25 protein-coding genes and 1 pseudogene are annotated in these 24,083 nt (G+C 73.1%); 14 read left to right on the top strand and 12 right to left on the bottom strand.

All coding sequences use genetic code 11. From position 1 onward, the window contains the following. Positions 1–119 precede the first annotated feature (119 nt). Both AC2RP6_RS36030 and AC2RP6_RS36025 read left to right on the top strand, forming a co-directional pair. Entirely contained in the window at positions 120–1,370 is a 1,251-nt protein-coding gene (locus AC2RP6_RS36030) for a cytochrome P450 (RefSeq protein WP_486450018.1), read from the top strand. Positions 1,371–1,625: 255 nt separating this feature from the next. Next, the gene (locus AC2RP6_RS36025) at positions 1,626–2,042 is read left to right on the top strand and encodes a VOC family protein (RefSeq protein ID WP_486450017.1); all 417 of its coding nucleotides are present in this window, start codon (positions 1,626–1,628) and stop codon (positions 2,040–2,042) included. Between the two features lie 27 nt (positions 2,043–2,069). Here AC2RP6_RS36025 and AC2RP6_RS36020 read toward each other — a convergent pair whose 3' ends face one another. Next, positions 2,070–2,255, bottom strand: a complete 186-nt coding sequence (locus AC2RP6_RS36020; protein WP_486450016.1) for a DUF6381 family protein — start codon at positions 2,253–2,255, stop codon at positions 2,070–2,072. A 131-nt stretch (positions 2,256–2,386) separates the two neighbouring features. On the opposite strand from AC2RP6_RS36020, the gene ppk2 reads away from it, so the two are divergent. The 5 genes from ppk2 (at position 2,387) to AC2RP6_RS35995 (ending at position 7,326) form a co-directional block, all read left to right on the top strand. Beyond that, positions 2,387–3,355 carry a polyphosphate kinase 2 gene (gene ppk2, locus AC2RP6_RS36015; RefSeq protein WP_486450015.1) on the top strand — a complete coding sequence of 323 codons (969 nt, stop codon included), beginning with the start codon at positions 2,387–2,389 and terminating at the stop codon, positions 3,353–3,355. 634 nt (positions 3,356–3,989) lie between these two features. After that, the gene (locus AC2RP6_RS36010) at positions 3,990–4,553 is read left to right on the top strand and encodes a ribosome-inactivating family protein (protein ID WP_486450014.1); all 564 of its coding nucleotides are present in this window, start codon (positions 3,990–3,992) and stop codon (positions 4,551–4,553) included. Positions 4,554–4,833: 280 nt separating this feature from the next. Beyond that, the gene (locus tag AC2RP6_RS36005; protein ID WP_486450013.1) at positions 4,834–6,048 is read left to right on the top strand and encodes an alpha/beta hydrolase family protein; all 1,215 of its coding nucleotides are present in this window, start codon (positions 4,834–4,836) and stop codon (positions 6,046–6,048) included. Between the two features lie 49 nt (positions 6,049–6,097). Beyond that, complete coding sequence (locus tag AC2RP6_RS36000; protein ID WP_486450012.1) at positions 6,098–6,289, top strand: hypothetical protein; 192 nt, start codon at positions 6,098–6,100, stop codon at positions 6,287–6,289. Beyond that, entirely contained in the window at positions 6,286–7,326 is a 1,041-nt protein-coding gene (locus AC2RP6_RS35995; RefSeq protein WP_486450011.1) for a DNA topoisomerase IB, read from the top strand. Before AC2RP6_RS36000 ends, AC2RP6_RS35995 begins: the two co-directional genes overlap by 4 nt. Positions 7,327–7,385: 59 nt before the next feature. On the opposite strand, the gene AC2RP6_RS35990 is transcribed toward AC2RP6_RS35995, so the two are convergent. From AC2RP6_RS35990 to AC2RP6_RS35970, 5 genes are all read right to left on the bottom strand, one after another. Then, on the bottom strand, positions 7,386–7,610 hold the full coding sequence (locus AC2RP6_RS35990) for a DUF6480 family protein (RefSeq protein WP_486450010.1): 225 nt from the start codon (positions 7,608–7,610) through the stop codon (positions 7,386–7,388). Positions 7,611–7,761: 151 nt separating this feature from the next. Then, the gene (locus AC2RP6_RS35985) at positions 7,762–7,992 is read right to left on the bottom strand and encodes a DUF5133 domain-containing protein (protein ID WP_486450009.1); all 231 of its coding nucleotides are present in this window, start codon (positions 7,990–7,992) and stop codon (positions 7,762–7,764) included. 96 nt (positions 7,993–8,088) lie between these two features. Then, positions 8,089–8,430, bottom strand: a complete 342-nt coding sequence (locus AC2RP6_RS35980) for an STAS domain-containing protein (protein WP_486450008.1) — start codon at positions 8,428–8,430, stop codon at positions 8,089–8,091. Beyond that, the gene (locus tag AC2RP6_RS35975) at positions 8,427–9,719 is read right to left on the bottom strand and encodes a PP2C family protein-serine/threonine phosphatase (protein ID WP_486450007.1); all 1,293 of its coding nucleotides are present in this window, start codon (positions 9,717–9,719) and stop codon (positions 8,427–8,429) included. Before AC2RP6_RS35975 ends, AC2RP6_RS35980 begins: the two co-directional genes overlap by 4 nt. Then, positions 9,719–10,522: an alpha/beta fold hydrolase gene (locus AC2RP6_RS35970; protein WP_486450006.1), complete on the bottom strand. Its 804-nt coding sequence runs from the start codon at positions 10,520–10,522 to the stop codon at positions 9,719–9,721. Before AC2RP6_RS35970 ends, AC2RP6_RS35975 begins: the two co-directional genes overlap by 1 nt. 241 nt (positions 10,523–10,763) lie before the next feature. Here AC2RP6_RS35970 and AC2RP6_RS35965 point away from each other — a divergent pair, with 241 nt between their 5' ends. The 3 genes from AC2RP6_RS35965 (at position 10,764) to AC2RP6_RS35955 (ending at position 13,982) form a co-directional block, all read left to right on the top strand. Next, complete coding sequence (locus AC2RP6_RS35965; RefSeq protein WP_486450571.1) at positions 10,764–11,897, top strand: amidohydrolase; 1,134 nt, start codon at positions 10,764–10,766, stop codon at positions 11,895–11,897. A gap of 137 nt (positions 11,898–12,034) precedes the next feature. Then, the gene (locus AC2RP6_RS35960) at positions 12,035–12,370 is read left to right on the top strand and encodes a plasmid stabilization protein (RefSeq protein WP_486450005.1); all 336 of its coding nucleotides are present in this window, start codon (positions 12,035–12,037) and stop codon (positions 12,368–12,370) included. A 22-nt stretch (positions 12,371–12,392) separates the two neighbouring features. Then, the gene (locus AC2RP6_RS35955) at positions 12,393–13,982 is read left to right on the top strand and encodes a phytoene desaturase family protein (protein WP_486450004.1); all 1,590 of its coding nucleotides are present in this window, start codon (positions 12,393–12,395) and stop codon (positions 13,980–13,982) included. 89 nt (positions 13,983–14,071) lie between these two features. Here AC2RP6_RS35955 and AC2RP6_RS35950 read toward each other — a convergent pair whose 3' ends face one another. Together AC2RP6_RS35950 and AC2RP6_RS35945 are read right to left on the bottom strand one after the other, a co-directional pair. Further along, positions 14,072–14,281 carry a hypothetical protein gene (locus AC2RP6_RS35950; protein WP_486450003.1) on the bottom strand — a complete coding sequence of 70 codons (210 nt, stop codon included), beginning with the start codon at positions 14,279–14,281 and terminating at the stop codon, positions 14,072–14,074. A gap of 66 nt (positions 14,282–14,347) precedes the next feature. Continuing rightward, complete coding sequence (locus AC2RP6_RS35945) at positions 14,348–15,463, bottom strand: glutamate--cysteine ligase (protein ID WP_486450002.1); 1,116 nt, start codon at positions 15,461–15,463, stop codon at positions 14,348–14,350. Between the two features lie 167 nt (positions 15,464–15,630). Here AC2RP6_RS35945 and AC2RP6_RS35940 point away from each other — a divergent pair, with 167 nt between their 5' ends. From AC2RP6_RS35940 to AC2RP6_RS35925, 4 genes are all read left to right on the top strand, one after another. Beyond that, the gene (locus tag AC2RP6_RS35940; protein ID WP_486450570.1) at positions 15,631–15,813 is read left to right on the top strand and encodes a hypothetical protein; all 183 of its coding nucleotides are present in this window, start codon (positions 15,631–15,633) and stop codon (positions 15,811–15,813) included. A 203-nt stretch (positions 15,814–16,016) separates the two neighbouring features. Next, complete coding sequence (locus tag AC2RP6_RS35935) at positions 16,017–16,496, top strand: hypothetical protein (protein WP_486450001.1); 480 nt, start codon at positions 16,017–16,019, stop codon at positions 16,494–16,496. A 312-nt stretch (positions 16,497–16,808) separates the two neighbouring features. Next, entirely contained in the window at positions 16,809–17,207 is a 399-nt protein-coding gene (locus AC2RP6_RS35930; RefSeq protein WP_486450000.1) for a hypothetical protein, read from the top strand. Between the two features lie 81 nt (positions 17,208–17,288). Then, positions 17,289–17,993 (top strand): DUF6766 family protein, encoded by a 705-nt coding sequence (locus AC2RP6_RS35925; protein ID WP_486449999.1) that lies wholly within the window; start codon positions 17,289–17,291, stop codon positions 17,991–17,993. A gap of 120 nt (positions 17,994–18,113) precedes the next feature. On the opposite strand, the pseudogene AC2RP6_RS35920 reads toward AC2RP6_RS35925, so the two are convergent. The 4 genes and pseudogenes from AC2RP6_RS35920 to AC2RP6_RS35905 form a co-directional block, all read right to left on the bottom strand. Further along, positions 18,114–20,295 (bottom strand): annotated as a pseudogene (locus AC2RP6_RS35920) (S9 family peptidase). A gap of 70 nt (positions 20,296–20,365) precedes the next feature. Then, complete coding sequence (locus AC2RP6_RS35915) at positions 20,366–22,147, bottom strand: N-acetylglutaminylglutamine amidotransferase (RefSeq protein WP_486449998.1); 1,782 nt, start codon at positions 22,145–22,147, stop codon at positions 20,366–20,368. A gap of 212 nt (positions 22,148–22,359) precedes the next feature. Next, complete coding sequence (locus AC2RP6_RS35910; RefSeq protein ID WP_486449997.1) at positions 22,360–23,781, bottom strand: M20/M25/M40 family metallo-hydrolase; 1,422 nt, start codon at positions 23,779–23,781, stop codon at positions 22,360–22,362. A gap of 19 nt (positions 23,782–23,800) precedes the next feature. Next, the gene (locus AC2RP6_RS35905) at positions 23,801–24,001 is read right to left on the bottom strand and encodes a hypothetical protein (protein WP_486449996.1); all 201 of its coding nucleotides are present in this window, start codon (positions 23,999–24,001) and stop codon (positions 23,801–23,803) included. Between the last annotated feature and the right edge of the window lie 82 nt (positions 24,002–24,083).

Below are 24,083 nucleotides of genomic sequence, written 5' to 3'. Positions count from 1 at the left end.
GCCGCGCTGCGTCTACCCCCTCCTACCGCGAGGTAGGCCCCGGCGAGGTCGTCCCAGTATCCGGGCGAAAGCGACGGTGCGCGTTGTGTGCGGGCATCGGCCCCGGGTAGCCGCATCCCATGCCGACACTCAAGAACCCCCCGTCCGTATGGACCGACAGCACCCTCTCCCTGCTGGCGCAGGGCTACGCCTGGCTCCCCGACCAGATGCGCGCCTCGCAGGACGGCACGGTCCGCACCCGTCTCCTCGGCCGCCGGACGGTCGCGCTGCGCGGCCCGGAGGCCGTCGTCTTCTTCTACGACGAGCAGCACGTGCAGCGGCGCGCAGCCCTCCCGGATCCCGTGCTCGACACCCTGTTCGGGCAGGGCGCCGTGCACACCCTCGACGGCTCCGCCCACCGGGTCCGCAAGGCGATGTTCATGTCCCTGTTGACGGACGAGAAGGGCATCGCCGCGCTGCGGGAACACGTCCTTCTGCGCTGGCGCGAGGCGGTGGCCCGATGGCGGGAGGAGCCGGCGGAGCAGGTGGTCCTCTTCGACGAGGCCGCCGGGGTCCTCGCCCTGGCCGTCTGCGACTGGACCGGCGTACCCGTCACGGCGGCGGGCGGCGCGCGGCTGGCCCGGGACTGCGTGGCGATGGTCGACGGTTTCGCGACGGCCGGGCCGCGCCATCTGCGCGCCCGCCACGCCCGCAAGCGGCAGGAGGAAGGGCTGGCGGAGCTGATCGTCCGCGTACGGGAGGAGCGGGAGACGGCTCCCGACGGCAGCGCGCTGGACGTGGTCGCCCGGCACCGTGACGCCGACGGCGCCGTACTGGACCCCCGCGTCGCGGCCGTGGAGCTGCTGAACGTCATCCGGCCGACCGTCGCCATCGCGTGGTTCGTCACCTTCGCCGCGCACGCCCTCCACCGGTGGCCCGAGCACCGGGGACCGCTCCGCGGGGACGCCTCGGGGCACCTCGCCACCGGATTCGCCCACGAGGTCCGCCGCTTCTACCCCTTCGCGCCGTTCGTCGGCGGGCTGGCCGCGCGCGATCTGGAGTGGCGCGGCGAAACCGTACCGGCCGGGACCCTGCTCCTGCTGGACCTGTACGGGCAGGATCACGATCCGCAGCTGTGGGCCCACCCGTACCGGTTCGATCCCCGCCGCTACGAAGCCGGGGAGCGCTTGGGCCACCTCATCCCGCAGGGCGGCGGCGACGCGGCCGAGGGGCACCGGTGCCCCGGCGAGGACATCACGGTCACGCTGCTCGCGGCCCTCGTCACGGAGCTGGCCGGGCTCGACGTCCGGGTTCCCGATCAGGACCTGACCATCCCGCTGTCGCGGATGCCCACGCTTCCCCGCAGCGGCTTCCGCTTCCGCCTCGCGTAGGCGCCGGGCGCCGGGCGGGGGTGGCGGTTCCGCCGTGAACGCAAGGGCCCCGACCGGCCGGGGGGGGGGTGGCCGATCGGGGCGGGCCCCAGCCTGCCGGGGGGGGCGGGCCGGGGCGTCGGGGGCGGGGCGGGCGCAGCCGCGGGCCCCACACAAGATGAACGGTCAACGACCTCCGCGTGTTCCCGCACGTTCCCGCGATCTCGTTCCGGAAAGGGCTGGCGCTCGGCACGAAGATCGGAAAAGCTCGCCCCCATGGTCTCGACAGTGCAGAACATGGCGGTTGATTGTGCGGATCCCTATGCGCTAGCCCGGTTCTGGAGCGAGGTGACGGGCCGGCCGCTGCACCCGGACACCAAACCGGGTGACCGCGAGACCCTCGTCCTGCTGGCGCAGGGCCCGGCCCTGTACTTCAACCAGGTGCCGGAGCCCAAGACGGTCAAGAACCGGATCCATCTCTGCCTGCGCCCCGAGACCACCCGCGACCAGGAGGTGGAGCGGCTGCTGGGCCTCGGCGCCACCTTCCTCGCCGACCACCGCGATCCCGACGGTTCGGGCTGGGCGATCCTCGCCGATCCGGAAGGCAACGAATTCTGCGTCCTGCGCGGCGACGCCGAGGCAGAGACCAACGCCGACGCCGACGCCGACGCCAACCCCGACGGCACCGCTTAGCCGGCGCGCTCGTCCGCCGCCGGTCGCCTACATGGGATCCATCGTGGCGCTTTCCGGACCGGCCAGCTCCTGGCACTTCGCGCGCAGCCGCACGGCCCGGTCCATCAGCTGCTCCCGTTCCGCCCGGTCGTCGGCCCGCTGCGCGCGCAGTTCCAGTTCCTCGGCCTGCTGCCGCAGCTTCCCGGCCTCGCTCGCCTGCTCGTCGTCCCTCACGTTCTGTCCTCCTGTCGTGCGATCTGCCCCGCGGTCCTCTGCCGTGCGACTGCCCGGCCCGTGCCGGGCCAACCACCTACTGCCTGCGCGAACCGTGCGATACGTTCCCGCAGCCCGGGTAGGCGCGTGGCGTGACTGATCCCAAGCCCCACCCGCAGTCCTCCGACGACCTGCTCTCCGGTCTGAGCGTGGACGACCGCCGACCGGAACAGCCCGTACTGCTGGACGCGTCCGGCGCGCCCATCCGCACCTGGCAGGAGAACTATCCGTACGACCGCAAGGTCAGACGGCGCGAGTACGAGCGGACGAAACGGATCCTGCAGATCGAACTGCTGAAGCTGCAGCGCTGGGTCGGGGAGACCGGGGCCCGGCTGGTGGTGATCTGCGAGGGCAGGGACGCGGCCGGCAAGGGCGGCACGATCCAGCGCTTCACGGAGCGGATGAATCCCCGTGGGGCCCGGATCGTCGCCCTGGCGAAGCCGACCGAGCGGGAAGCGGGCCAGTGGTACTTCCAGCGGTACGTCGACCACCTGCCGGCCGCGGGTGAGATCGTCTTCTTCGACCGGTCCTGGTACAACCGCGCCGGTGTCGAGAAGGTGATGGGGTTCTGCACGCAGGAGCAGTACGAGCTGTTCCTGCGGCAGTGCCCGGCCTTCGAGGCCATGCTCGTGGAGGACGGCGTACTCCTGGTCAAGTTCTGGTTCTCGGTCTCCCGCGCCGAGCAGCGCACCCGCTTCGCGATCCGGCAGGTCGATCCGGTGCGGCAGTGGAAGCTGTCGCCCACGGACCTGGCCTCCCTGGACCTCTGGGACGCGTACACGACGGCCAAGGTCGCGATGTTCCGTGCCACCGACACCGCGCACGCGCCGTGGACGGTGGTCAAGAGCAACGACAAACGGCGCGCCCGCCTGGAAGCCATGCGCAGCCTGCTGTGGCGCATCGACTACGACCGCAAGGACGAAAAGGCGGTCGGTCGTCCCGACAGCCTCATCGTCGGTGCCGCGGACACGCTCCTGGAGTCCGGCGAAGAACCCACCGACCTCTCCCCCACCCCCCTGGCCGGCCCGCCGCTCGGGCCCGGTCTGCATCCCAACCCCTGACTCCCGCCTGCGCGCGGCGGGACACGACGCCTCCGAGCACGGGGAGCACCTCGTCGTCGGATGGGGAACGCCGCCCGGACGGTCGCGGCGAGCAGCCTCGCGGCGGCGTCGAGCACCAGGGGCGCGCTCGGGGGCTGCGCGGTACCAGGGTGACCGTGCGGTGGACGTGACGTGCGGATTCACCTCAACGTGGCGCTTCCGGGGCGGGATTGGGGGCCGGGCCGGGAGCGCGCGCACGCCGCGCCGGCCCCGCCTCGCGCCCGGCACACACCGGACGAGCCGCCTCACCGGGCCACCGGCCTGACACGGCATCACGTGCCCACGGGACGTGGTCGCCCGCGAAGCGGCGCGAGCGGACGGATGGGGGGTGAAATGCCTGGCGTAAGGGATTCGGAAGCCGGCTGATTTCTTAGCATCAGAGGTCAACAATTCTCCCGGCCGCCACCCGGGCGGCTACAAAGGTGCCCATCGAACCGGGAGCCGACAGCGGCGGGACGAACAAACCCGCGGACAGTCGGAATGATGGCGAAAGTGGTGGTGTGCATGCGTGAGTGCGACAGCACGATCGATGCGATTGCGGTCGGATTACTCAATCGAAGCCCGACTCCGGGACCCCTTCCCTGAGGGGCCGGCCATGCTGATGCCGATAATGTTTTCCCCGGCGCAGGCCTCGGCCGATGACTATCTGTCCCTGACGTCGACCATCCGGTCGAAGGCGGAGGACGCGCAGGGATTCTTCGGCGGAGACGGTCGCAAAGAGGGCGAGATGCCCCACCTCCCCCTCCACATACAGCTGCGGGGACTGTTCGTCGAGCTGTTCATCGAGCTCCGCCCGCGCAATACGAGCCTGCGCATATCCGGGTTCCGGAAACTCTTCGAGAACGGACAGGCGTCGTCCGAGGCGTCCGTCCTGCACGTGCGGGACTCGACCGCGCCGCAGGAACTCCCCCGGACGGAAACCCTGCCGTTCGGCGGCAGCCGAGCCGATCTGGAGACGGCCGCCGCGGTACGGCGTGCGGGGATCCTGATCGGGCGCCGCCCCTTGAGCCTCGCGGTGATCCGGTTGCACCAGAACTGCGATCCGAGGAGCACTGCCTACGGAATGCTCGTGCTCTCGGAAATGCTCTGCGAGGCCGCTCGATATCCCGCCCTGGCCGATGCGATGTCCCGCCTCTGGGTGACCGGAGGCCGGCTGTAGTCAGCGCGCAACGGCCACCCCGTGTCCCCCCACCCACCCACGAACCGGAGGCGTTGGGGCGCCGAAGGAGAAGGGATGCGGTTGCTCGGAAGGCCGGGACGGTGCACACCGCCGCCCCGGCCTTCGCCCGCCATCGGCGACCGTCAGCGCGACGCACCGAGTCGTCCACGGCGGGCGCCACGACGCCGGGGAGCGGGCGCGCCGCGGCTGACCGGGGTGCGCCGTCGCGTGCGATCGTCCGGGGGCGCTCGTACCGTGGGGATGGACCCCGGGAGGCATCGTGGCGTACCGGTTCTGCGAGAACGAGCAGCTCGACTTCGAGGTGCGGGCCCTCCTCGGGGCGGCCTGGCAGAAGGGATCCGATCCCGGCGAGGTGCTGGCCACGGCCGCGGCCCTGGGCGACGCGGACGGCCGCCGGTGGTTCGAGGGCTGGACGGAGCTGGCGCGGCGGGTCCGCTCCGACGGCGAACGGGCGGCCGCGGCGGGGCGGCGGACGAGCGCACGGGATGCCTGGCTCCGTGCGGCGGGTTACTTCGGGACGGGCCTGGTGGCCGCCGACGCACTGACCGACGAGGGCCGGCTCCTGGCGGTGTTCCGGGAGCACCGGGAGTGCTTCGACCGGTTCGCGGCGGCGTGGGAGCCGGCCGCGGAGCCGGTGGCGGTGCCGTACGAGGGGACCGAACTGCCCGGCTACCTCTTCCGGCCCCCGTCCGGCGGCGCGGACGCGCCGACGGTGATCGTGAACAACGGCAGTGACGGGCCGGTCAGCACGGCGTGGACGATGCTCGGCGCGCCGGCCGTCGCGCGCGGCTGGAACGCCCTCCTCTTCGACGGGCCGGGGCAGCAGTCGATGCTCTTCGAGCACCGGATGCCGTTCCGCCCGGACTGGGAGAACGTGATCACCCCGGTGGTGGACTTCCTGCTGGGCCGCGACGGCACCGCCCGGGTCGACCCCGGCCGCCTGGTGCTGGCCGGGATCAGCCAGGCCGGGTACTGGGTGCCCCGGGCGCTCGCCTTCGAGCACCGGATCGCGGCGGGGGTCGCGGATCCGGGTGTGGTGTCCGTCGTGGACAGCTGGTGGCACCACTTCCCGCCGGAACTGCGCGAACTGTTCGACGCGGGCGACCGGGAGGCGTTCGACGGCGTCATGCGCGCGACGTTCGCGGAGGACGGGGAACTCGCCGCCTACTGGCGTTGGCGGGCCAAGCCGTACGGAATCGAATCCCCGTACGACCTGCTCACCGAGGTGGCCCGGTACGACCTGACGGGGGTGCTGGACCGGATCACGGTACCGCTGCTGGTGACCTCGCCGGAGGGCGAGCACTTCTGGCCGGGGCAGGCGCGGCGGCTGTACGAGGCGCTGCCGGGCGAGAAGGCGTTCGTGGAGTTCACGGCGGCGGAAGGCGCGGACCTGCACTGCGAGCCGCTGGGCCGGGCCCTGTTCGAGCAGCGGGTGTTCGACTGGCTGGCCGCCCGCCTCGGCGTGGCGGGCTGACCCGCACCCGGTCCGGGGTGGACGGCGCGTACGAGGGTAGGCGCCCGATATGAAACAGACAGAGCAGTGGAAACCAGGGGAAATCGTTCCTCAGAGCGGCATCTATGCCTGCGACTGCGGCAGGGAGCACGTCTGGAGCAAGAGCACCGACGTCCGCGGCCACCGGTTCCCGCCGCTGCCCTACGACTGCTCCGGCCAGGCCTGGACGCTGCGCACGCAGGCGCACCCCGACGAGGCGTGAGGGCAGCCGTGGCCGTACGCCTGCGGACCAGCGACCCGCAGGGGCCGGGGTGGCGGCGCGTGCGCCACGGCCGCGGCTTCCGCTATCTGGATGCGGACGGCCGGGCACTGCCCGCGCCGGACCGCGACCGGGTCCGCGCCCTCGTGATCCCGCCCGCCTGGCAGGACGTCTGGGTCTGCCCCTGGCCCAACGGCCACATTCAGGCGGTTGGGACGGACGCGGCCGGACGCCGCCAGTACCTCTACCACCCGCGGTTCCGCGACCAGCAGGACGCCGCCAAGCACGAGCACGTCCGACGCGTGGCCCGCTCGCTCCCCCGCCTCCGTGAGGGTGTGGCGCAGGACCTCGCCGAGCGGGGGCTCACCCGCGTCCGCGTGCTGGCCTGCCTGACCCGTCTTCTGGACCTGGGCTTCCTCCGCATCGGCGGTGAGAGTTACACCCGCGACAACGGAAGCTTCGGGCTGACCACGCTGCTGCGCGAGCACGCCGCGTGCCGCCGCGGCGAGATCCGGCTGCACTTCCCCGCCAAGTCCGGCAAAGAGGTCACGCGCACCCTCGTCGACGAGCAGGCGCACGCGGTGATCCGGGCGCTGCTGCGGCGCAGCGGCGACGGGCCGAGGCTCTTCGCGTACTGGGAGCACGGGGCCTGGCACGAGGTGCACGCCGAGGACCTCAACGCCTACCTGCGGGAGCGGTCGGGGCAGGACGTCACGGCGAAGGACTTCCGGACCTGGTACGCCACCGTGCTCGCCGCGGTCGCGCTGGCCGTGTCGCAGAGCACCGCCGACGCCTCCCGGGCCCGACGCGGCAAGGTCGTGGCACGCGCCGTGCGTGAGGTCAGCGAGTACCTCGGGAACACGCCGACCGTGTGCCGGGCGTCGTACATCCATCCACGGGTCATCGAACTGTACGAGGACGGGGAGACCATCGCCGCCGCCCTCGGTGACCTGGGCGAGGAGGGCGTCTTCGGGCGTCCGGCCACCCAGGGCCGCGTCGAGCGCGCCGTCCTGCGGCTGCTACGGTCCGACGCGGCCTGACACCGCTGCGCTGCGGCGTGACACCGCAGCGCTGCGGGCGGGTGGCCGGGGATCCCCGTTCAGACGTTCAGCATGATCGCGTAGGCGAGGAAGAAGAGGGCGCACGCCAGGGCCACCAGGCAGATCAGCACGAGGGGTCCCTTGCCCCAGCCCCGGGTCAGCGGGCGGTACGGCCCGGCGCCGGAGCCGGTGCTCGACTCGCCGGGCGGTGTCTCGCCGGGCGGGACCCCGCCGGAGGGACGGGTGGTGCCGCGCGGGTCCGGGTTCGGAACGGGTGCGGACATGTCGGTCTCCCTCACCTCGGAGGCCGCGCCCGCCCTGCCGGCGGGGCGGCTGGGTATCCGGCGCCTACCCACGCCGCGCCGCCCCATCCCCCGCGCCACCCCGTCCCCCGCGCCGCCCGATTCCCGGGCCGTGTCCGCGACGGCGGTCCCGTCAGCCGGGGGCGAGCACGGAGTCGTCGAGGGCGCCGGCGCCGGGCAGGTGGTGGCGGGCGGCGATCAGGGCCGCGTGCACGTCCGTCGTGCCGGTGGCCACGCACAGGGCACGCTCGACCGCTTCGAGCTCCCCGCGTACGGGCGAGCCGTCTTCGGCGGCATCGAGTACGGCCAGCGCCCAGTACCGGTCGACGAGGCCGGGCAGCACGGCCGGGTGAGCCATCAGCATGGGTGTTCGCCTTTCGCAGGTCCGAGCGGTGTCGTGGCCGTCGCCTACCCAACCGATCATGGCTGAACCCCGCGGGAGACGATCGTCCGCCGCAGGTCAGGGCGGCCCGGCGGCACTGTCGACGTCCGGCCGGAGGGTGAAGACCTGGTCGAGGCCGACGATGCGCAGGATGCGCAGGGTGTTGGCGGGAACGGCGGTCAGGACGATGCCGGCGCCGGCGGCATGGGCGTGGTTGCGCGCCACCAACAGGGCGGTGAGGCCGCTGGAGTCGCAGAAGTCCAGCCCGGCGAGGTCCACGACGAGCCGTTGGCGCGGCTGGAGGGCGAGGCCGGTGACGCGGTCGCGCAGCTCGTCGGCCGTGGCGTAGTCGAGGTCTCCGGCGACGGTGAGGACCGGGCCGGCCGGGGCGTCTCGGAGTGTGATCTTCAGGTGGCTCATCCGGTCTTCTCGGTCGCGGAGGGGGCAGCGGGTACGCCGAGGGCGAGGAGTGCGGCGTCGTCGTCGAGGCCGTCACCGAAATCGTCCAACAGGCCGTTCAGGGCCTCGATGACGGCGCGCGGGGGTTTGCCGGCGTGGCCGGCGGTGAAGTGGCGCAGGGCCTCGTCCCCGTACAGAGCGGCGCGGTCCGGGCCCGTGCGGGCTTCGGTGAGCCCGTCGGTGTAGAGCAGAAGGGTGTCGCCCGGGCCGAGGAGGGTGGTGGCGGCGGTGAACCGGGCGGCGGGCAGGACGCCGATCAGGAGGCCGCCGGGAGTGGGCAGGAAGTCGGCCGTGCCGTCGGCCCGCAGGACCAGGGCCGGAGGGTGTCCGCCCGCGGCGAGCCGGACGGCGACCGTGCCGGTGGCGGGGTCGGGTTCGAGCAGGCCGAAGACGGCGGTGCAGTAGCGGAGGTCGCCACCGGCGTAGTGCTCGTGGAAAACCCGGTTGAGGGTGGTGAGCGCGGCAACGGGATCGGGGTCGTGCAGTGCGGCGGTGCGCAGGGTGTAGCGGGTCAGGGAGGTGACGGCCGCCGCTTGGGGACCCTTGCCGCAGACGTCCCCGAGGAAGAAGCCGAAGCGCCGGCCGTCGATGGGGAAGAGGTCGTAGAAGTCGCCGCCGAGCCGGTCGGGGGACGCGGTGCGGTAGTGGGCGGCCGCTTCCAGTCCGGGGACGGCCGGCAGGGCGCCGGGCAGCAGTGACGCCTGGAGTACGGCGAGGGCGTCCTGCAGCCTGGCGCGGTCGGCTTCCGCCTGGCGGCGGGCTTCTTCGGCCGCCTGACGGGCGCGCAGGAGTTCCTCCTCGTAGGCGCGGCGGTCACGGGCGTCGAAGACGGTGGTACGGATCAGCAGCGGGTCGCCGGAGTCTCCGTACTTGACCGCGGAGGAGACCAGTACGGGCCGCCGGGTGCCGTCCGACTGCCGGATCTCCAGGGCGATGCCGCCGATCTCGCCCTGCATCCGCAGCAGCGGCGCGTAGTGCGTCTCGTGGTACAGCCTGCCGCCGACGGTGAGGAGGTCGGTGAAGCGCATCCGGCTCACCACGGCTTCGCGGTCCAGGCCGATCCACCCCAGGAGGGTGTTGTTGATCTTGGCGATGGTGCCGTCCATCAGCGTGGACAGGTACCCGCAGGGTGCGTTCTCGTACAGTTCCTCGGCGCTGTCCTCCAGCAGCGCGGCGAACGCCGCGTACGAGCCCTCTTCGTGGTCGGCTCCGGGTGGGGGCGGATCGGGCAGCTGCCCGGCGGCGCACATCACCGCAGGCCGGCCAGGAAGTCCGTGATCGCCTGGTTGGTGGCCTCGGGCGCGGACAGGTGGGGGCAGTGCCCGGTGGCGTCGAGGGTGACCAGCGTCGAACCGGGCACCGCGTGGTGGACGAAGGCCCCGACCTCGCGGGGGGCGATGACGTCCCGGGCGCATTCCAGCACGAGGGTCGGCACCCGCACGTCCTTCAGGTCGTTGCGCGAGTCGGACAGGAAGGTGGTGCGGGCGAAGACCCGCGCCGCGTCCGGGTCGGTGGCGCAGAAGCTGTTCGTCAGCTCCTCCCCCAGCTCGGGCCGGTCCTCGTTGCCCATGATCACGGGAGCCATCGCCGCCGACCACCCCAGGTAGTTGGATTCCAGGGATTCCAGCAGCTCGTCGATGTCCTGCACGCTGAACCCGCCGCGGTAGCCGATGTCGTCGATGTACCGCGGAGAGGGGGCGACCATCACCAGCGCGCCGATCCGCTCCGGGGCCGCGGCCGCGGCCAGCACCCCGATCATCGCGCTGACCGAATGCCCCACGAACACCGCGTCGCGCAGGTCCAGCGCCTCGCACACCTCCACGACGTCGGCGGCATAGCCGGTCAGGGAGGCGTAGCGGTCCTCGGAGAAGGCGGCCAGGTCGGAGCGGCCGGAGCCGACGTAGTCGAAGAGCACCACCCGGTAGTCGGCGGCCAGGGCGGGCACGGTGAGCCGCCACATGTTCTGATCACAGCCGAACCCGTGGGCCAGCACGACCGTCGGCCCCTGGGGATTGCCGGTGACCGTGATGTTGTTCCTGCGATCGATATCCATACCGAGCAGTCTCCCAGGCCACGATCACTCCGCCTTCCCCCACCCGCCGACCGCGCGAGGCGGCGGCCATCCGCAGGGCCGGCAGCGCCGGCTCCGCGCCGAGCGTGAACGGCCGTCCTGCGGACAGAAGCGGTCAGGAGACCGCGAGGAGGCGGACGTGGACGACCTGGCCGAGGCGCAAGACCCTCCGGAGGACCTGTACGCGCGACTGCGACGGGAATGCCGCCGCCGGGCGGACGACATGTGGGCGGTCGCCCGCGCACTGCACGCGGACCCCGAACTCGCCTATGAGGAACACCGCGCGGCCGCGCGGCTCACCGGTGAACTCCGGCGGGCGGGTTTCGCCGTCGAACGCGGAGCGGCCGGCCTCGACACGGCCTTCCTGGCCCGCACGGCCCGGGGACGGGGTCGCTGCGTGGCCCTGTTGCTGGAGTACGACGCGCTTCCCGACCTGGGTCACGCGTGCGGGCACAACCTGATCGCCGCGGCGGGGCTGGGGGCGGCGCTGGCTCTGCGCGGTGTCCAGGAGACCGGGGGGCTGGAGGGGGCGGTGCTCGCCGTGGGAACTCCGGCGGAGGAGCGCGGCGGCGGCAAGGTCGCCCTGGCGGAGGCCGGCGTGTTCGACGGGGTCGACGCGGCGCTGATGTTCCATCCGGGCGTCCACGACTGGTCCTGGGCGCCGCTGACCGCGCAGACGCAGGTCCGGGTGGGGTTCCACGGCCGGGCGGCCCATCCGACGGGCGATCCCACCGGTGGGATCGACGCCTTGGCGGCCCTCGTCCAGCTGTTCAACACGGCAGCGGTGATGAGCAGGAGGTTCCCTCCGGGCTCGCACGTCCAGGGGATCGTGACGGAGGGAGGTGTCGCGACCAACGTCGTACCGGCCTACGCCGAAGGCCTGTTCGGGCTGCGCGCGGCCACGGGCACCGCGCTGGACGCCCTGGTCGCGGACCTGGGCCGGTGGGCCGAAGGGGTCGCGGCCGCGACCGGCACCGGGGTCGATGCGACGCGGCTGGGCAGGGGTTACGCCCATTTCCGCGACAACGACGTCCTCTCGGACCGGTTCGGCCTGCACATCGGACGTTCGGGCATCCGGTTGACCGAACCCGTCGGCGGAGTGTTCCTCGGGTCGTCCGACATCGGTGACGTCAGCAACCGGGTGCCCGCCATCCACCCGTTCGTCGCCATAGTGGGCGACGGGGCGTCGGACCACACCCCGGCCTTCACCCGCGCCGCGGCGTCGGACCGTGGACGCGAGGTGATGCTCGCCGCGGCCGAGGCACTGGCCTGTACGGCGGCCGATGTCCTCACCGATGCGGGACTCGCCGCCCGGGCCTGGGAGCGGCAGCGCGAAAAGGCGGCGGCCGGACTCTGAGGGCAGGACGCGACCGGCTGGCCGGCGACCCGCTGTGCCACCCCCAACCGAAATCCGGTCCGTTTCACGTGGAATGCCAGGTTTTCTGGGTACGCGCAGCATGACCGTGTGAGACCACGTCGATGAAGGGATCGGTCATGCCGCGAGGATCCAGCCCCAAGCGCGAGCGCCAGTACGAGCACATCAAGGAGTCCGGGAAGGAGCGCGGGATGTCCGAGGACCGCGCCAAGGAGATGGCCTCCCGGACGGTGAACAAGGAACGCGCGCGTTCGGGAGAGAGCAAGACCGCGAGCAGCAGCTCGACCCAGGGCAAGTCCGCCTCGCAGCGCGGCGGCGAGAAGTCCGGCGGCGGTGGCGGCGGCAGCTCCTCCGGACGCACCAAGGACGACCTCTACCAGGAGGCGAAGAAGCGCGGCATCGAAGGCCGTTCCACGATGACCAAGCAGCAGCTCAAGAACGCCCTCGGCCACTGACCGCGAGTGGGAGCGTACTTCCGTGCCTGACGCGGTGGTGATCGGCGCCGGCCCGAACGGGCTGGTGGCCGCGAACGTGCTCGTCGACGCGGGCTGGAGCGTGGAGGTCCTGGAGGCGCAGGAAGAGCCGGGCGGGGCCGTGCGCAGTGACCGCCGGGTGCACCCCGACTACGTCTCGGACGTGTTCAGCGCCTTCTACCCGCTCGCCGCGGCCTCGCCGGTCCTCGCCCGCCTCGACCTGGCGGCCGAGGGCCTGCGCTGGAGCCACGCCCCCGCCGTTCTGGCCCATCCGCTGCCCGACGGGCGGTGCGCGGTGCTGGAACGCCGGGTCGAGGACACCTGCGCCGGTCTGGCCGGGTTCGCCGCGGAGGACGGCGACGCCTGGAGGGAGCTGTACCGCACGTGGAGCCGGCTCGGGCCGGACCTCGTACAGGCCCTGTTCACGCCCTTCCCCCCGGTCCGGTCCGGGTTGCGACTGGCTGCGAGGCTGCGCGCCTCCGGCGGTCTGCGGCTGGCCCGGAAGCTGGCCCTGCCGGTACGCCGCCTGGGCGAGGAGGAGTTCTCCGGGGAGGGCGGCCGGATCCTGCTCGCCGGGAACGCCCTGCACGCGGATCTGGCTCCCGAGGCGGCGGGCAGCGGCGGTTTCGGCTGGCTCATGTCGATGCTCGGGCAGAGCCACGGGTTCCCGGTCCCCGTCGGCGGGGCCGGCGCGCTCACCGCGGCGCTCGTGAACCGGCTGCGCCGCCGCGGCGGCGTCCTGCGCTGCGGTGAGCGGGTGGCGGCCGTGGTCGTACGGAACGGCACCGCGGTCGGGGTCCGGACGGCGGGCGGTGAGGGCGTCGCCGCCCACCGGGCGGTCCTGGCCGACACCTCGGCGCCCGCGCTGTACAGGGAACTGGTCGGCGAGGAACACCTCCCGTCCCGCCTGGCGCGCGATCTGGAACGCTTCCACTGGGACTTCGCCACCTTCAAGATCGACTGGGCGCTGACGGGACCGGTGCCGTGGACGGCCCCGGGAGCGGCCGGCGCGGGCACCGTCCACCTCGCCAGCGGTGTCGACGGGCTCACCCGCTTCGCCGCGCAGATCGCCGCCGGCCAGGTCCCCGACGAGCCGTTCACCCTGTTCGGCCAGATGACCACCGCGGACCCCAGCCGGTCACCGGCCGGCACGGAGTCGGCGTGGGCCTACACCCACCTCCCGCAGGACATCACCGCCGACGCCGGCCCCGACGGCATCACCGGCCGCTGGGACGCCCGCGAACAGCGGGCCATGGCCGACCGCGTGGAAGCCCAGGTGGAACGGTTCGCGCCCGGCTTCCGTGACCTGATCGGCGCCCGCCGGATCCTTGCGCCCACCACCTTGCAGGCCATGGACGAGAACCTGCACAACGGCGCCATCAACAACGGCACCACGGCCCTGCACCAGCAGCTCGTCTTCCGGCCCACTCCCGGGACCGGTCGGCCCGAAACCCCCGTGAAGCGGCTCTACCTGGCCTCGGCGGCCGCACACCCCGGCGGCGGCGTCCACGGCGCTCCGGGCGCGAACGCCGCCCGTGCCGCCCTGCGGCTGCACGGATGGCCGGCTCTTCTCCACCGGGCCCAGCGCGTCTGACGCCCTCGGAGCACGGCACGGCCCCACCGACGACGGGTCCCACCGCCCTGCCGGGTGGTGGGACCCGCTCCGTCCGGTCCTGCTCGCTGCTATTCGGGCATCCCGGCGTCGCCGGTCTTCTCGGCGGCCCTGCGCTGCGCACCGCTGTTCGGGGTCAGCGCGTCTCCCGCCTCGCCCTCGTTCGTCTCGGTGAGCGCGGCCTCGTCCGCTTCCTTGCGCGCCTCCTCGTCGCCGCTCTCGCCGGGCGCCTGCGAGGGAGGGGTCGTGGTCCGCTCGTGCTGCTGCCTCTGCTTGCTCATCGCGCTCCTGTCCTCTGCGTCGACATCACCATGGGTCGCGTCTGCCCCGTCAGCACCACCGCACGCTCACGACGTGATCGTCAACTCCGCGCACCGGGTGACGACGGACCCGAGGTCCTGGCGCTCGGCGTGGAGCCGCCGCTGGACGCGGGCGCCGTTCCCCTCCGCGTGCAGTCGCGCGATGGCCTCACGGACGCGTTCGTCGTCATCGTGGTCCTTCAGCGCCTCGCGCACGTGCTGGTACAGCGCGTCGACGGCGTGCTCGGCGGACGTCTCCCGCATCGTTTCGGGGTGCAGCAGCGGTCCGTCCAGGCCGGAGCGGGCGGCACGCCAGTTGGCCAGGCGCAGCAGGCTCGTGTCGACCCGGGCCGGCGGTTGCCCGTCCTGCCAGGCGCGGGCCGCCGTCTCCACCAGACCGCGGATGAGGGCGGCGAGCAGGACCGGTGTGGAGGCGTCCAGGCAGACGTCCGCGACCCGGATCTCGACGGTGGGGTAGGTGGCCGACAGCCGGGCGTCGAAGTAGATCATGCCCTCGTCGCGCAGCACGCCGGTGTCGATCATCTCGCGGACCTGCTCGTGGTAGCGGTCGGCCGAGCCGAAGATGCCGACGGGGCCGGCGGAGGGCCAGCGGTTCCACACCCGGCTGCGGTAGCCGGCGTACCCGCTGTCCTCGCCCTGCCAGAAGGGGGAGTTCGCGCTCATTGCCGTCAGCACGGCCAGCCACGGCCTGATGCGGTCGAGGACGGCGACGCCCTCCTCCTCCGAGGCGACCGACACGTGCACGTGACACCCGCAGGTGAGCTGCTCCTGCGCCGTGAGACCGAACTGCTCCCCCAGCCAGCGGTAGCGCCGGCCCACGCTGAGTGACGGCTGCACGGGCAGGGGCGAGGTGGCGACCGCCGCGACCACGGCGCCGGCAGTCGCCGCGTGGCGGGCCGCCTCGCCCCGGATACGAACGATCTCCTCATGGAGCTCGCCCATCTGCGTGATCGGTTTGGTGGCGAACTCCAGCTGCTCCTTGTGCAGTTCCTTCTCGAACTCGTGTTCCGCCGCGCCGCCGGCACCGGATCGCTGCCAGGTCCGGCGTTCCGCGGCCGCCAGGACCGCTCCCGACACGGCGAGAGGAACCCCGCTGTCGGCGTCCACCAGCAGCAGTTCTTCTTCCACGCCTACGCTTCGCATGTCGCCGCCTGTGCATCGAGCTGTCAGATGCCCCGCACCTGCCCCGGCCGCGCCCGGGCCATGCGGCCACCCCCGTCCGGCCCGGCCCGGTGTACCCCGGCCGGACGCGGCTCATGAACGCACGGGCACCGGGCACACGCCCCTCACCTGACGAAAGGGGCATGGACATGCTCGGAATCACCGCCGCAGTGCTGTTCTTCATCGCGTTCCTGATCAACGCGGCCGGCATCGCCACCAACGACGTGCTGAGTTCCACCAACATCATGCTGATCGGTCTCGCCGCGCTCGCGCTCCACGTCGCCGGTATCGGCCATGGCTGGGCGGCCCGCGGCCGGAGCCGCAGGCGCTGACGCGGTCACGTGCCGGGCGACGGTCCGAGGTCGGCCCCTACGGTCCTGCCGACCCGTGCGCCCGGCCGTCTTCCCGGTCGACACCGTCCTCGGACGGCCCCGCGCGGCGCGCCGGTCCCCCGCGACCGGGCGCGTCTGGTGCCTTCGGGCGACACGAGGGCCGGAAGGCGTATGGCACCGGCCGGGCGGGGCACTGGCGAAGTATGACGCGACGCGACGGGGGCGGCCCCGACCACGAACACCGACGCCCCGATGGAGTCGGCGACCTCACGGTGGAGGCGCTGGGCTCCTTGTCGAAGGCACTGGAGACGGTGGAGCGCGCCCGGGGCCACCTCTACGGATTCCACCAGCTGACGGGCACGGCGGACCTGGAACTGGACCGCGCTGTCCGGCTGCTGCGGGAGGCGGGACACGAGGATTGGGCCGATCGGGTGGAGGAGGACATCCTGGGACGCAACGTCATCCCGGGGCACTGGACCTTCCAGATCGTGGAAGCGTACGACCGTACGTACTACGAGGCGTTCAAGAGTCTCGAACGGCAGGCGGTCGAGGCACTCGTCTCGGGCAGGCAGCACCTCTTCGAAGCGGAGATGAAGGAGGCCCGCCGGACGGCCGGCCACCCCGACCACGTGGCCCGTCCCGCCGATCTGCGGCCCGGCGACGACACCCCGGAGCAGCCGTGACGCCCCGGGGCCCGGCCGCCGCTCCCGGCGCCGCCACTCGAGTGACCGGGGCCGGGGCCACGGCCACGTGCCCCGCAGCACGGTCGTGTCGCGGTGAGGATGGACCGGCCCGCCGGCTGACCGGACAGAACACCGCCCAGTTCGAGCCCACCGGCTCGGAGGAGGACGTACATGGACGCACCACTTGGAGGAAGAGGAGAAGGACTGGTTCCCCGACGTCCGCAAGGCCGTGGGACGCAACCGGGTCACCGGACCCGGCCGGCAACTCGGAGCGGAGGCCGGCGGTCGCCGCGGCGACGCACCGCTCGACGGGTGTTCGGCGGCGGGGCCTCGACCGTGCTGGCCGTCGCGCTCCTCGCCGGCTGCGGAGCGTCCGCGGTGCGGGTGGACGGCGCCCGCGACACGGTGCGCGTCTTCGAGGCGGCCCTGGCCTCCCACGACTACGCGGCGGCGTGCGCACTGCTGGCCCCGGGGACGCGCACCCAGCTGGAGCAGGACGAGAAGCAGACGTGCCCGCAGTCCCTCGGCGGCCAGGAGCTGCCGGTGTCGGCGGCGATCGACACACCGCAGGTCTACGGCCGGCAGGCCCTGGTCCGTGCCGGAACGCAGACGCTGTTCCTCTCGCAGTTCACCGGTGGCTGGCGGGTGGTCGCCGCCGGCTGCACCCCTCAGGGCGACGAACCCTACCGGTGTCTGGTGAAAGGCGGTTGACATGCGGGGACTGTTCGCAGCCTGCCTGGTCGTGATCGTGGGCGGGCTGGGGTACTTCATCGCGATCGGGGCGATGCACCGGTGAACCGACACGGGCAGGACCGCAACCGGCCCGGGAACTTCTGGAGGGACAACAGCCTCACGCTGGCCTTCGGCACCGCGTTCCTCATCGTCCTCCTCGGACAGGCGCTCGCCGGACACGCCGAGTTCAACGAACAGCTCACCGTCGACGGTCTCCAGCGGATCAGCCTGGGCCAGTACGTGACGTCGTCGGACTTCGCCGTGGACGTCACCGAGAACTGGCAGTCCGAGTTCCTGCAGTTCTCCCTCTACATCTTCGGGACCGTCTGGCTCGTCCAGCGCGGGTCGCCGGAGTCCAAGGAACTCCACAAGATCGGTACGGAATCCGACCGGGAGCAGCGCGTCGGCGACCACGCCACGGAGGAATCGCCCCGCTGGGCCGGCACGAAGGACTGGCGCCAGGGCGTGTACGCGCGCTCGCTGGGCCTGGTCATGGGCGGGGTGTTCGCCCTCTCCTGGGCGGCGCAGTCGATCACGGGCACGGCCGCGAACAACGATCAACAGCTGGGCCAGCTCCAGGACCCGGTCGGATGGGGCGGTTACGTGGTCTCGGCGGACTTCTGGAACAGGACGCTGCAGAACTGGCAGTCGGAGCTCCTGGCCGTGGCGGCCATGGTCATCCTGTCCGTGTACCTGCGCCAGCGCGGCTCCCCGGAGTCCAAACCGGTCGGCGCCGCCCACACCTCCACCGGGGTCGAAGGCTGACCGCCCCGGACGGAGCCCTGAACAGCTCGACAACGCGGGCACCAATGCCGCGACCCCCTCTCTCGTCCTGGACCCGCCACGGTGCGCCAAGTCCTCGACGTCGATACGCGGGCGGCCCTGTCAGCGGGCCGGGCCGCCTCCCAGGTACCGTTCCAGCCAGTCCGCGGCGGCCCGCCGGTAGAGCCTCCTGTTGTCCGCCCGCAGGAACTCGTGCCCCTCGTCCCGCAGGGTCAGCTGCCGTGCGGGAATCCCGCGGCCGCGTGCGGCGCGGACGAACTGCTCGGACTCCGTCGGTGGCACGTTGGTGTCGTGTTCGCCGTGGACGGCCAGCACCGGTGCCCGCAGTTGGTCGATGCGGCTCATCGGGGACAGGGTGCGCAACAGCTCCCGGTCGTGTTCCGGATGGCCGTACTTGGCGGTGGCGGACTGGGCGATCCACGGTTCCGTGCCGGCAAAGAACGTCGCGAAGTCCGACATCCCGCAGACCGCCACCCCGGCACGGAAGAGCTCCGGATGCCACACGAGGGAGGCCATGGTGAGGTAGCCGCCGTAACTGCGCCCCATCACCCCCAGCCGTACGGGATCGGCGTAGCCGAGGGCGACCACGTGCGCGGCGCAGTCGGCGACGTCGGCGATCGCGGCGAACCGGCCGGCGCCGAGGTCGGCGTCCACGAAGGAGCGTCCCCAGCCGGAGGAGCCCCGGACGTCGGGGGCGAAGACGTCCAGGCCCCGGCCGAGGAGTTCGTGGTAGAGCGGGCTGAACACCGGCCGCTCCTGTTCCTCGGGACCGCCGTGCAGGTGGATGACGCACGGGGCCGCGGCCCGGATCCCGGCCGGGCGCGCGGTAGTACCAGCCGCCCAGCGTCAGGCCGTCCCGGGCGCGGCAGCGCAGGGGCACCGGGCGGACGGGAGGCCGACCGGGCGGCACCGCGTCCTCGTCGCGGGCCGACCAGCCGGCGCGCGCGGGCACGAGCCCCTGGTCCAGTTCCCAGATGCCGGGCCGGCGCCGGGAACCGGCCAGTGCGGCGAACAGGCCGCCGCGCTCCAGGGGCGCGATGCGGGTGACGACCTCGTGCGGCAGGTCCGGCCGGTGCCGGGGGCCGGGAGCGCCGTCCTCGTCGGTGAGCGGCAGTCCCACGCTCTCCAGCTCGGTCGCCCCGTGGACGTTCCAGGCGAGGAGCGCCCACCGGCCGTGGTCGGGCACGCTCAGCAGGTCGAGGCCGACCCCTTCGCGTTCGACCGCCACGGAAACGGCCCGGCCGGCGCCCTCCTCGTCCAGCCGGACCTCCAGGAGCGCCGCGAACTCGCGGTCCGTGTCGCTGCGCACCCAGACGGTCCGCGCGTCGGCGGAGAACCTCCCGATCCACGGGTCCCCGTCGGCGACGTGCAGGGAGAAGGTCGAACGGCCGGAGGCGGTGTCGAGCACGAGGGCCTCGCGGCGGCCTCGCGGACCACGGCGGACGAGCGCGAAGCGGCCGTCCGGGCTCGTGTCGCACACGCGCAGCGACGCCGCCCCCTCCTCGCCGTACAGCAGGACGGGCGCGTGCGCCCCGTCCGGGTCGACGAGGTAGGCGGCCAGACCCCCGCCCCGGACCTGGCCGGAGGCGGGTGCGGGGCCCGTGGCCGCGAAGGCCCGGTGCGCCGCCGCGCCCGCGAGGAGGGTGGCGGGGCCTCCGCGGTCGGACCAGGCCCCGCCGGGGCTCCACACGCCGCCGGGCGCCGGGGCACCGTCGACGTCCGACGGGAGGTGTCCCGCTCCGGTGTGCTCGGCACCGGAGACGGAGGGCTGGGCGACGGTGACGGCCAGGGCGGTGCCGTCGCGGGTCCAGCACCCGAGGTGCGCCGAGCTTCCGGGCTCGGCTCCGGCCAGCACCTGCCGTCCGGTTCCGTCCGGGCGCACCACGAGGACACGGGTGTGCTCGCCGCCGCCGGGCGCGGACGTGTAGGCGATCCAGCGCCCGTCGGGCGACCAGGAGACCTCGGTCACCGGGTCGGGGTCGCCGTCCAGGACGTGGGCCTCGCTCCCCCGGGCGGGACCGCTCCACAACTGGGGTACGCCGGCCCGGTCGCAGATGAAGGCGACGTGCTGGCCGGTGGGGTCCGCCGAGGGGTACCAGCATCCGTGGGCCGTGAGCAGCGTGGGCGGGTCGGCGCTGAGGTGGTCGGGCAGCCGCGCGGGTACCGGCGCGGGGGAGGCGGCGTCGGGGGACACCGCGTCGGCCCCCGTCGTGCCGGGGGCCGACGCGGCTGCGCCCGCCGCACCGAGTGCGTGATCCAGCAGGTCCGTCCGCTCCAGGGGCATGGCCACCTCTCCCAGGCTTCCTCTTCCCGAGTGTTCCCACCACTCGGCGCCGACATCCCACCGCGGTACGTCACCGGATGCCGTGCGCCTGCAGCCAGATCTCCAGCGTCGCGACCTGCCACAGGGTGTTGGCCCCGCGCCTCGCCCGGTGGCGGTTGGGCGCCGCGAGCAGCTCGTCGACGAGGCGCTCGTCGAAGATCCCGCGCCGTCGCGCCTCGGGGGCCGTCAGGGCGTCCCGTACCCGGGCCAGTACGGGTCGCGCCATGTGGCGCACGGCGGGTACGGGGAAGTAGCCCTTGGGGCGGTCGACGACCTCTCGGGGCAGGACCGCACGTCCGACGTCCTTGAGAACCGCCTTGCCGCCCTGCGCGAGCTTCAGCCCCGGCGGGCAGGCCGCGGCCAGCTCCACGAGGTCCTGGTCGAGGAACGGCACCCTGGCCTCCAGTCCCCAGGCCATCGTCATGTTGTCGACCCGCTTGACCGGGTCGTCCGGCATGAGGGCGTGGACGTCCATGCGCAGGGCGGCGTCGAGTGCGGTGTCGGCTCCCGGCGTGGCCATGTGGCGGCGGACGAAGTCCGTGGAGGCGTCGTGGTCGGTGACGAGGTCCGGACTGATCATCGCGGTGAGGTCGGCGTGCGTCCGGTCGAAGTACGCGCGGGCGTAGGCGTCGTCCGCTCCGGCCCGGGTGGCGGAGGCGATCTGCGGATACCAGTGGTAGCCGGCGAACACCTCGTCCGCGCCCTGGCCGCACAGGACGACCTTCACCTCTTTGGAGACCTGTTCGGACAGCATGTGGAACGCGACGGCGTCGTGGCTGACCATGGGCTCGCTCATGGATCCGATCGCGGCTTCGAGGGCGGTGGGGAGCCGGTCGGAGGGGATCAGGAACTGGTGGTGGTCGGTCGAGAACCGGCGGGCCACGAGGTCCGAGTACAGGAACTCGTCGCCGTCCTCGCCGTTCTCCTCCTCGAAGCCCATGGCGAAGGTCGGCACGTCGGCGTGCCCCTCCTCGGCGAGCATGGCCACCATCAGGCTGGAGTCCAGACCGCCGGACAGCAGCACGCCGACGGGTACGTCGGCGACCGTGCGCCGACGTACCGCGGTGCGCAGGGCGTCGTGCACGGCCTCGCGCCAGAGGACGGGGTCGTCCCCGAGCTCGGAACGCCGCATGTAGGAGGGCTGCCAGTAGCAGTGGTCGTGGGAGGTGCCGTCGGGCTCGACGACCCGGACGGTCGCCGGCGGGATCTTGCGTACGCCGGCCAGCACCGTGCGGGGTGCGACCACCGTGCCGTGCCAGCTCAGGTACTGGTGGAGGGCCGCGGGGTCGATGGACGTGTCCACTCCCCCGCCGGCCAGCAGGGCCGGCAGTGAGGAGGCGAAGCGCAGGCGGTCGCAGTCCTCGGTGACATAGAGGGGCTTGATGCCCAGCCGGTCACGGCCCAGGACGACGCGTCCGGTGCGGTGCTCGGCGACGGCGAAGGCGAACATGCCGACGAAGAAGTCGACGCAGTCCCGGCCCCACTCCGCGTACGCCTTGACGACGACCTCGGTGTCGGAGTCCGAGAAGAAGCGGTAGCCGTGCTTCTCCAGGCGGGCGCGCAGCTCGCGGTGGTTGTAGATGCAGCCGTTGAACACGACGGTGAGACCCAGCTGGGCGTCGACCATGGGCTGGGCGCCACGCTCCGACAGGTCGATGATCTGCAGGCGCCGGTGGCCCAGGGCGACCGCCGCCTGCGACCAGATTCCTCTGCCGTCGGGTCCGCGCGGCTCCATCTCATCGGTCATTCGTTCGACTGCGGCGAGGTCGGGGCGCCTGCCGTCGAACCTCACCTCTCCGCTCAGGCCGCACATGAGGCACCTCCGTGCGCCTCGACGCCCCGGGGCGCCCGGCAGACTCCGCTCTTGTCGGCGGACCAGGTCGCGTAAGCCATGCTTCTGCACTCCTGTGCCGGTTCGGCCGGCCCGTGCGAGCCGGCCCGAACGGGCGATCGACATGTATCGCGCCTGCCCGCACCTGGGGCTTTCAAGCGGAACGCGCTCCTCCGGGCGGAAGGGCGGGGTCCTCACACCCGACCGGGCAGGGTGCCCAGCTCCCCGAGGAACCGGGTCAGCGCACGGGTTCCGAGGCCGAGGGCGCGGATGTCGACGTGCTCGTCGGGGCCGTGCCACCGGTCACCCGGGAGGCCCGTGCCGAAGAAGAGCACCGGGGCCCCGCAGGCCCGCGCGAGCTGCGCGGCGGGGGCGGCCCCGCCGTTGCCGATGGGGCGGGCCGGAGCCCCGTAGGCGTGTCCGACCGCCTGGTGCAGTGCGGCGAGGGCGGGGTGCTCCGGGGGTGTCCGGTAGGGGTCCGAGATGGTCGGGGAGACCTCCAGGTGGTAGGCGTAGCCCGGCCGGCGGTGCCCTCGCACCCAGGCTCGGAGCTGGCCGGCGACCGGGTCGGCCCGCTGGTCGGGGACGAGCCGGAACAGCAGGTCCGCGGACGCCTCCGCCGGGATGAGTCCGAGCGCCGGAGCGCCCGTTCGGCCGGCCGTGAGCCGGGCGATCTCGACGGAGGGGCGGGTCCACAGGCGTTCCGGCACGGAGAAGCCGGTTTCGCCGTCCGCGGCGAACGTACCGGTGGCGGCCAGCCAGGCCGCGAGATCGAAGGGCAGCGTGTCCAGCGAGGCGCGCAGCGCCGGAGCGGGCTCGGCCACGGCGTCGTAGAAGCCGGGCAGGGTGACCCGTCCCGACCCGTCGGTGAGCAGGTCGAGCATCCTGCACAGCTCGGAAGCCGCGTTGGAGGCGGCGCCCGACAGGGCCCCGCTGTGGCAGTCGCGCCGGGCCCCTCGGACGGTGAGGGTCGCGGTGACCGACCCGCGGACCACACCGCAGACGGCCGGTTCGTCCAACGACCACAACATGGAGTCGGACACCATGACCACGTCCGCGCCCAGGTCGTCCGCGTGCTGCTCCAGCAGGTCGGCGAGGTGCACCGAGCCGATCTCCTCCTCGCCCTCGACCAGGTACTTCACCGTGACGGCCGGGGCGGCCGCCTCCCGCTCGGCGAGGTGCGCGCCCAGAGCCCACAGGTGGCACATGATCTGCCCCTTGGCATCCGAGGCGCCCCGCCCGTGGAGGCGGCCCTTCTCGCGGTCGTACAGGGGCGCGAAGGGCGGTGCGATCCGCCACTCGGAGGGGTCCACGGCGTGCACGTCGTGGTGGCTGTAGACGAGCAGGGCCGGCGCGTCGGGGTCGGCAGCCGGTCGGCAGCCGTACACGGCCGGAAGGCCTGCCGTCTCCCACACCTCCGCTCGGGGAAAGCCCGCGCGGCGGAGGGTGTCGACCAGCCAGCGGGCGGACCTGCGGACGTCGGCGGCGCGCTCCGGATCGGAGGAGACGGACGCGATGCCCACCCACCGCGCCAGCTCCGCAAGCGCGTCCGGTCCGGGCGGCGTCCCGTCGTAGGCGCCCCCGATGGTGTGATCGGCGGAGTGCCCCGCGTTCATCGTCGCCGCGGCCGCAGCCTCACCGCTTGCCGCCGCCCGGGCCGCGGGTGCGGCGCGGCGCCCTGGGCTGCGCGGGGGCTGCGTCGCCCTGACGGGAGCCACCCTCCAGGAGGTCGAACATCTGCTCCATGACCCGCTGGAAATCGGTCCAGGGGGCCGCCCGGTCCTGGCCGTCGGCAGTGGGGTCCGCGGGACCTGTGCCCGCTCGGTTCGAGGTCATGTTCCACCTCTGGGAGTCAGCGCCCGGTTCGGTACCGGTTCGTCTCGCGCGCCGGATGCGTGCCCGGGGCACCTGCCCCGCC

Source organism: Streptomyces sp. WAC03905, assembly GCF_057371075.1.
This window is presented reverse-complemented; position numbering and strand designations above follow the sequence as displayed.

Bases quoted from the DNA above. Each gene is read 5' to 3' on its own strand.
- AC2RP6_RS36030 (WP_486450018.1), top strand. From the start codon at position 120: ATGCCGACACTCAAGAACCCCCCGTCCGTATGGACCGACAGCACCCTC.
- AC2RP6_RS36025 (WP_486450017.1), top strand. From the start codon at position 1,626: ATGGTCTCGACAGTGCAGAACATGGCGGTTGATTGTGCGGATCCCTAT.
- AC2RP6_RS36010 (WP_486450014.1), top strand. From the start codon at position 3,990: ATGCTGATGCCGATAATGTTTTCCCCGGCGCAGGCCTCGGCCGATGAC.
- AC2RP6_RS36000 (WP_486450012.1), top strand. From the start codon at position 6,098: ATGAAACAGACAGAGCAGTGGAAACCAGGGGAAATCGTTCCTCAGAGC.
- AC2RP6_RS35990 (WP_486450010.1), bottom strand. From the start codon at position 7,610: ATGTCCGCACCCGTTCCGAACCCGGACCCGCGCGGCACCACCCGTCCC.
- AC2RP6_RS35985 (WP_486450009.1), bottom strand. From the start codon at position 7,992: ATGCTGATGGCTCACCCGGCCGTGCTGCCCGGCCTCGTCGACCGGTAC.
- AC2RP6_RS35980 (WP_486450008.1), bottom strand. From the start codon at position 8,430: ATGAGCCACCTGAAGATCACACTCCGAGACGCCCCGGCCGGCCCGGTC.
- AC2RP6_RS35975 (WP_486450007.1), bottom strand. From the start codon at position 9,719: ATGTGCGCCGCCGGGCAGCTGCCCGATCCGCCCCCACCCGGAGCCGAC.
- AC2RP6_RS35970 (WP_486450006.1), bottom strand. From the start codon at position 10,522: ATGGATATCGATCGCAGGAACAACATCACGGTCACCGGCAATCCCCAG.
- AC2RP6_RS35965 (WP_486450571.1), top strand. From the start codon at position 10,764: ATGTGGGCGGTCGCCCGCGCACTGCACGCGGACCCCGAACTCGCCTAT.
- AC2RP6_RS35960 (WP_486450005.1), top strand. From the start codon at position 12,035: ATGCCGCGAGGATCCAGCCCCAAGCGCGAGCGCCAGTACGAGCACATC.
- AC2RP6_RS35950 (WP_486450003.1), bottom strand. From the start codon at position 14,281: ATGAGCAAGCAGAGGCAGCAGCACGAGCGGACCACGACCCCTCCCTCG.
- AC2RP6_RS35945 (WP_486450002.1), bottom strand. From the start codon at position 15,463: ATGCGAAGCGTAGGCGTGGAAGAAGAACTGCTGCTGGTGGACGCCGAC.
- AC2RP6_RS35940 (WP_486450570.1), top strand. From the start codon at position 15,631: ATGCTCGGAATCACCGCCGCAGTGCTGTTCTTCATCGCGTTCCTGATC.
- AC2RP6_RS35935 (WP_486450001.1), top strand. From the start codon at position 16,017: ATGACGCGACGCGACGGGGGCGGCCCCGACCACGAACACCGACGCCCC.
- AC2RP6_RS35915 (WP_486449998.1), bottom strand. From the start codon at position 22,147: ATGTGCGGCCTGAGCGGAGAGGTGAGGTTCGACGGCAGGCGCCCCGAC.
- AC2RP6_RS35910 (WP_486449997.1), bottom strand. From the start codon at position 23,781: ATGAACGCGGGGCACTCCGCCGATCACACCATCGGGGGCGCCTACGAC.
- AC2RP6_RS35905 (WP_486449996.1), bottom strand. From the start codon at position 24,001: ATGACCTCGAACCGAGCGGGCACAGGTCCCGCGGACCCCACTGCCGAC.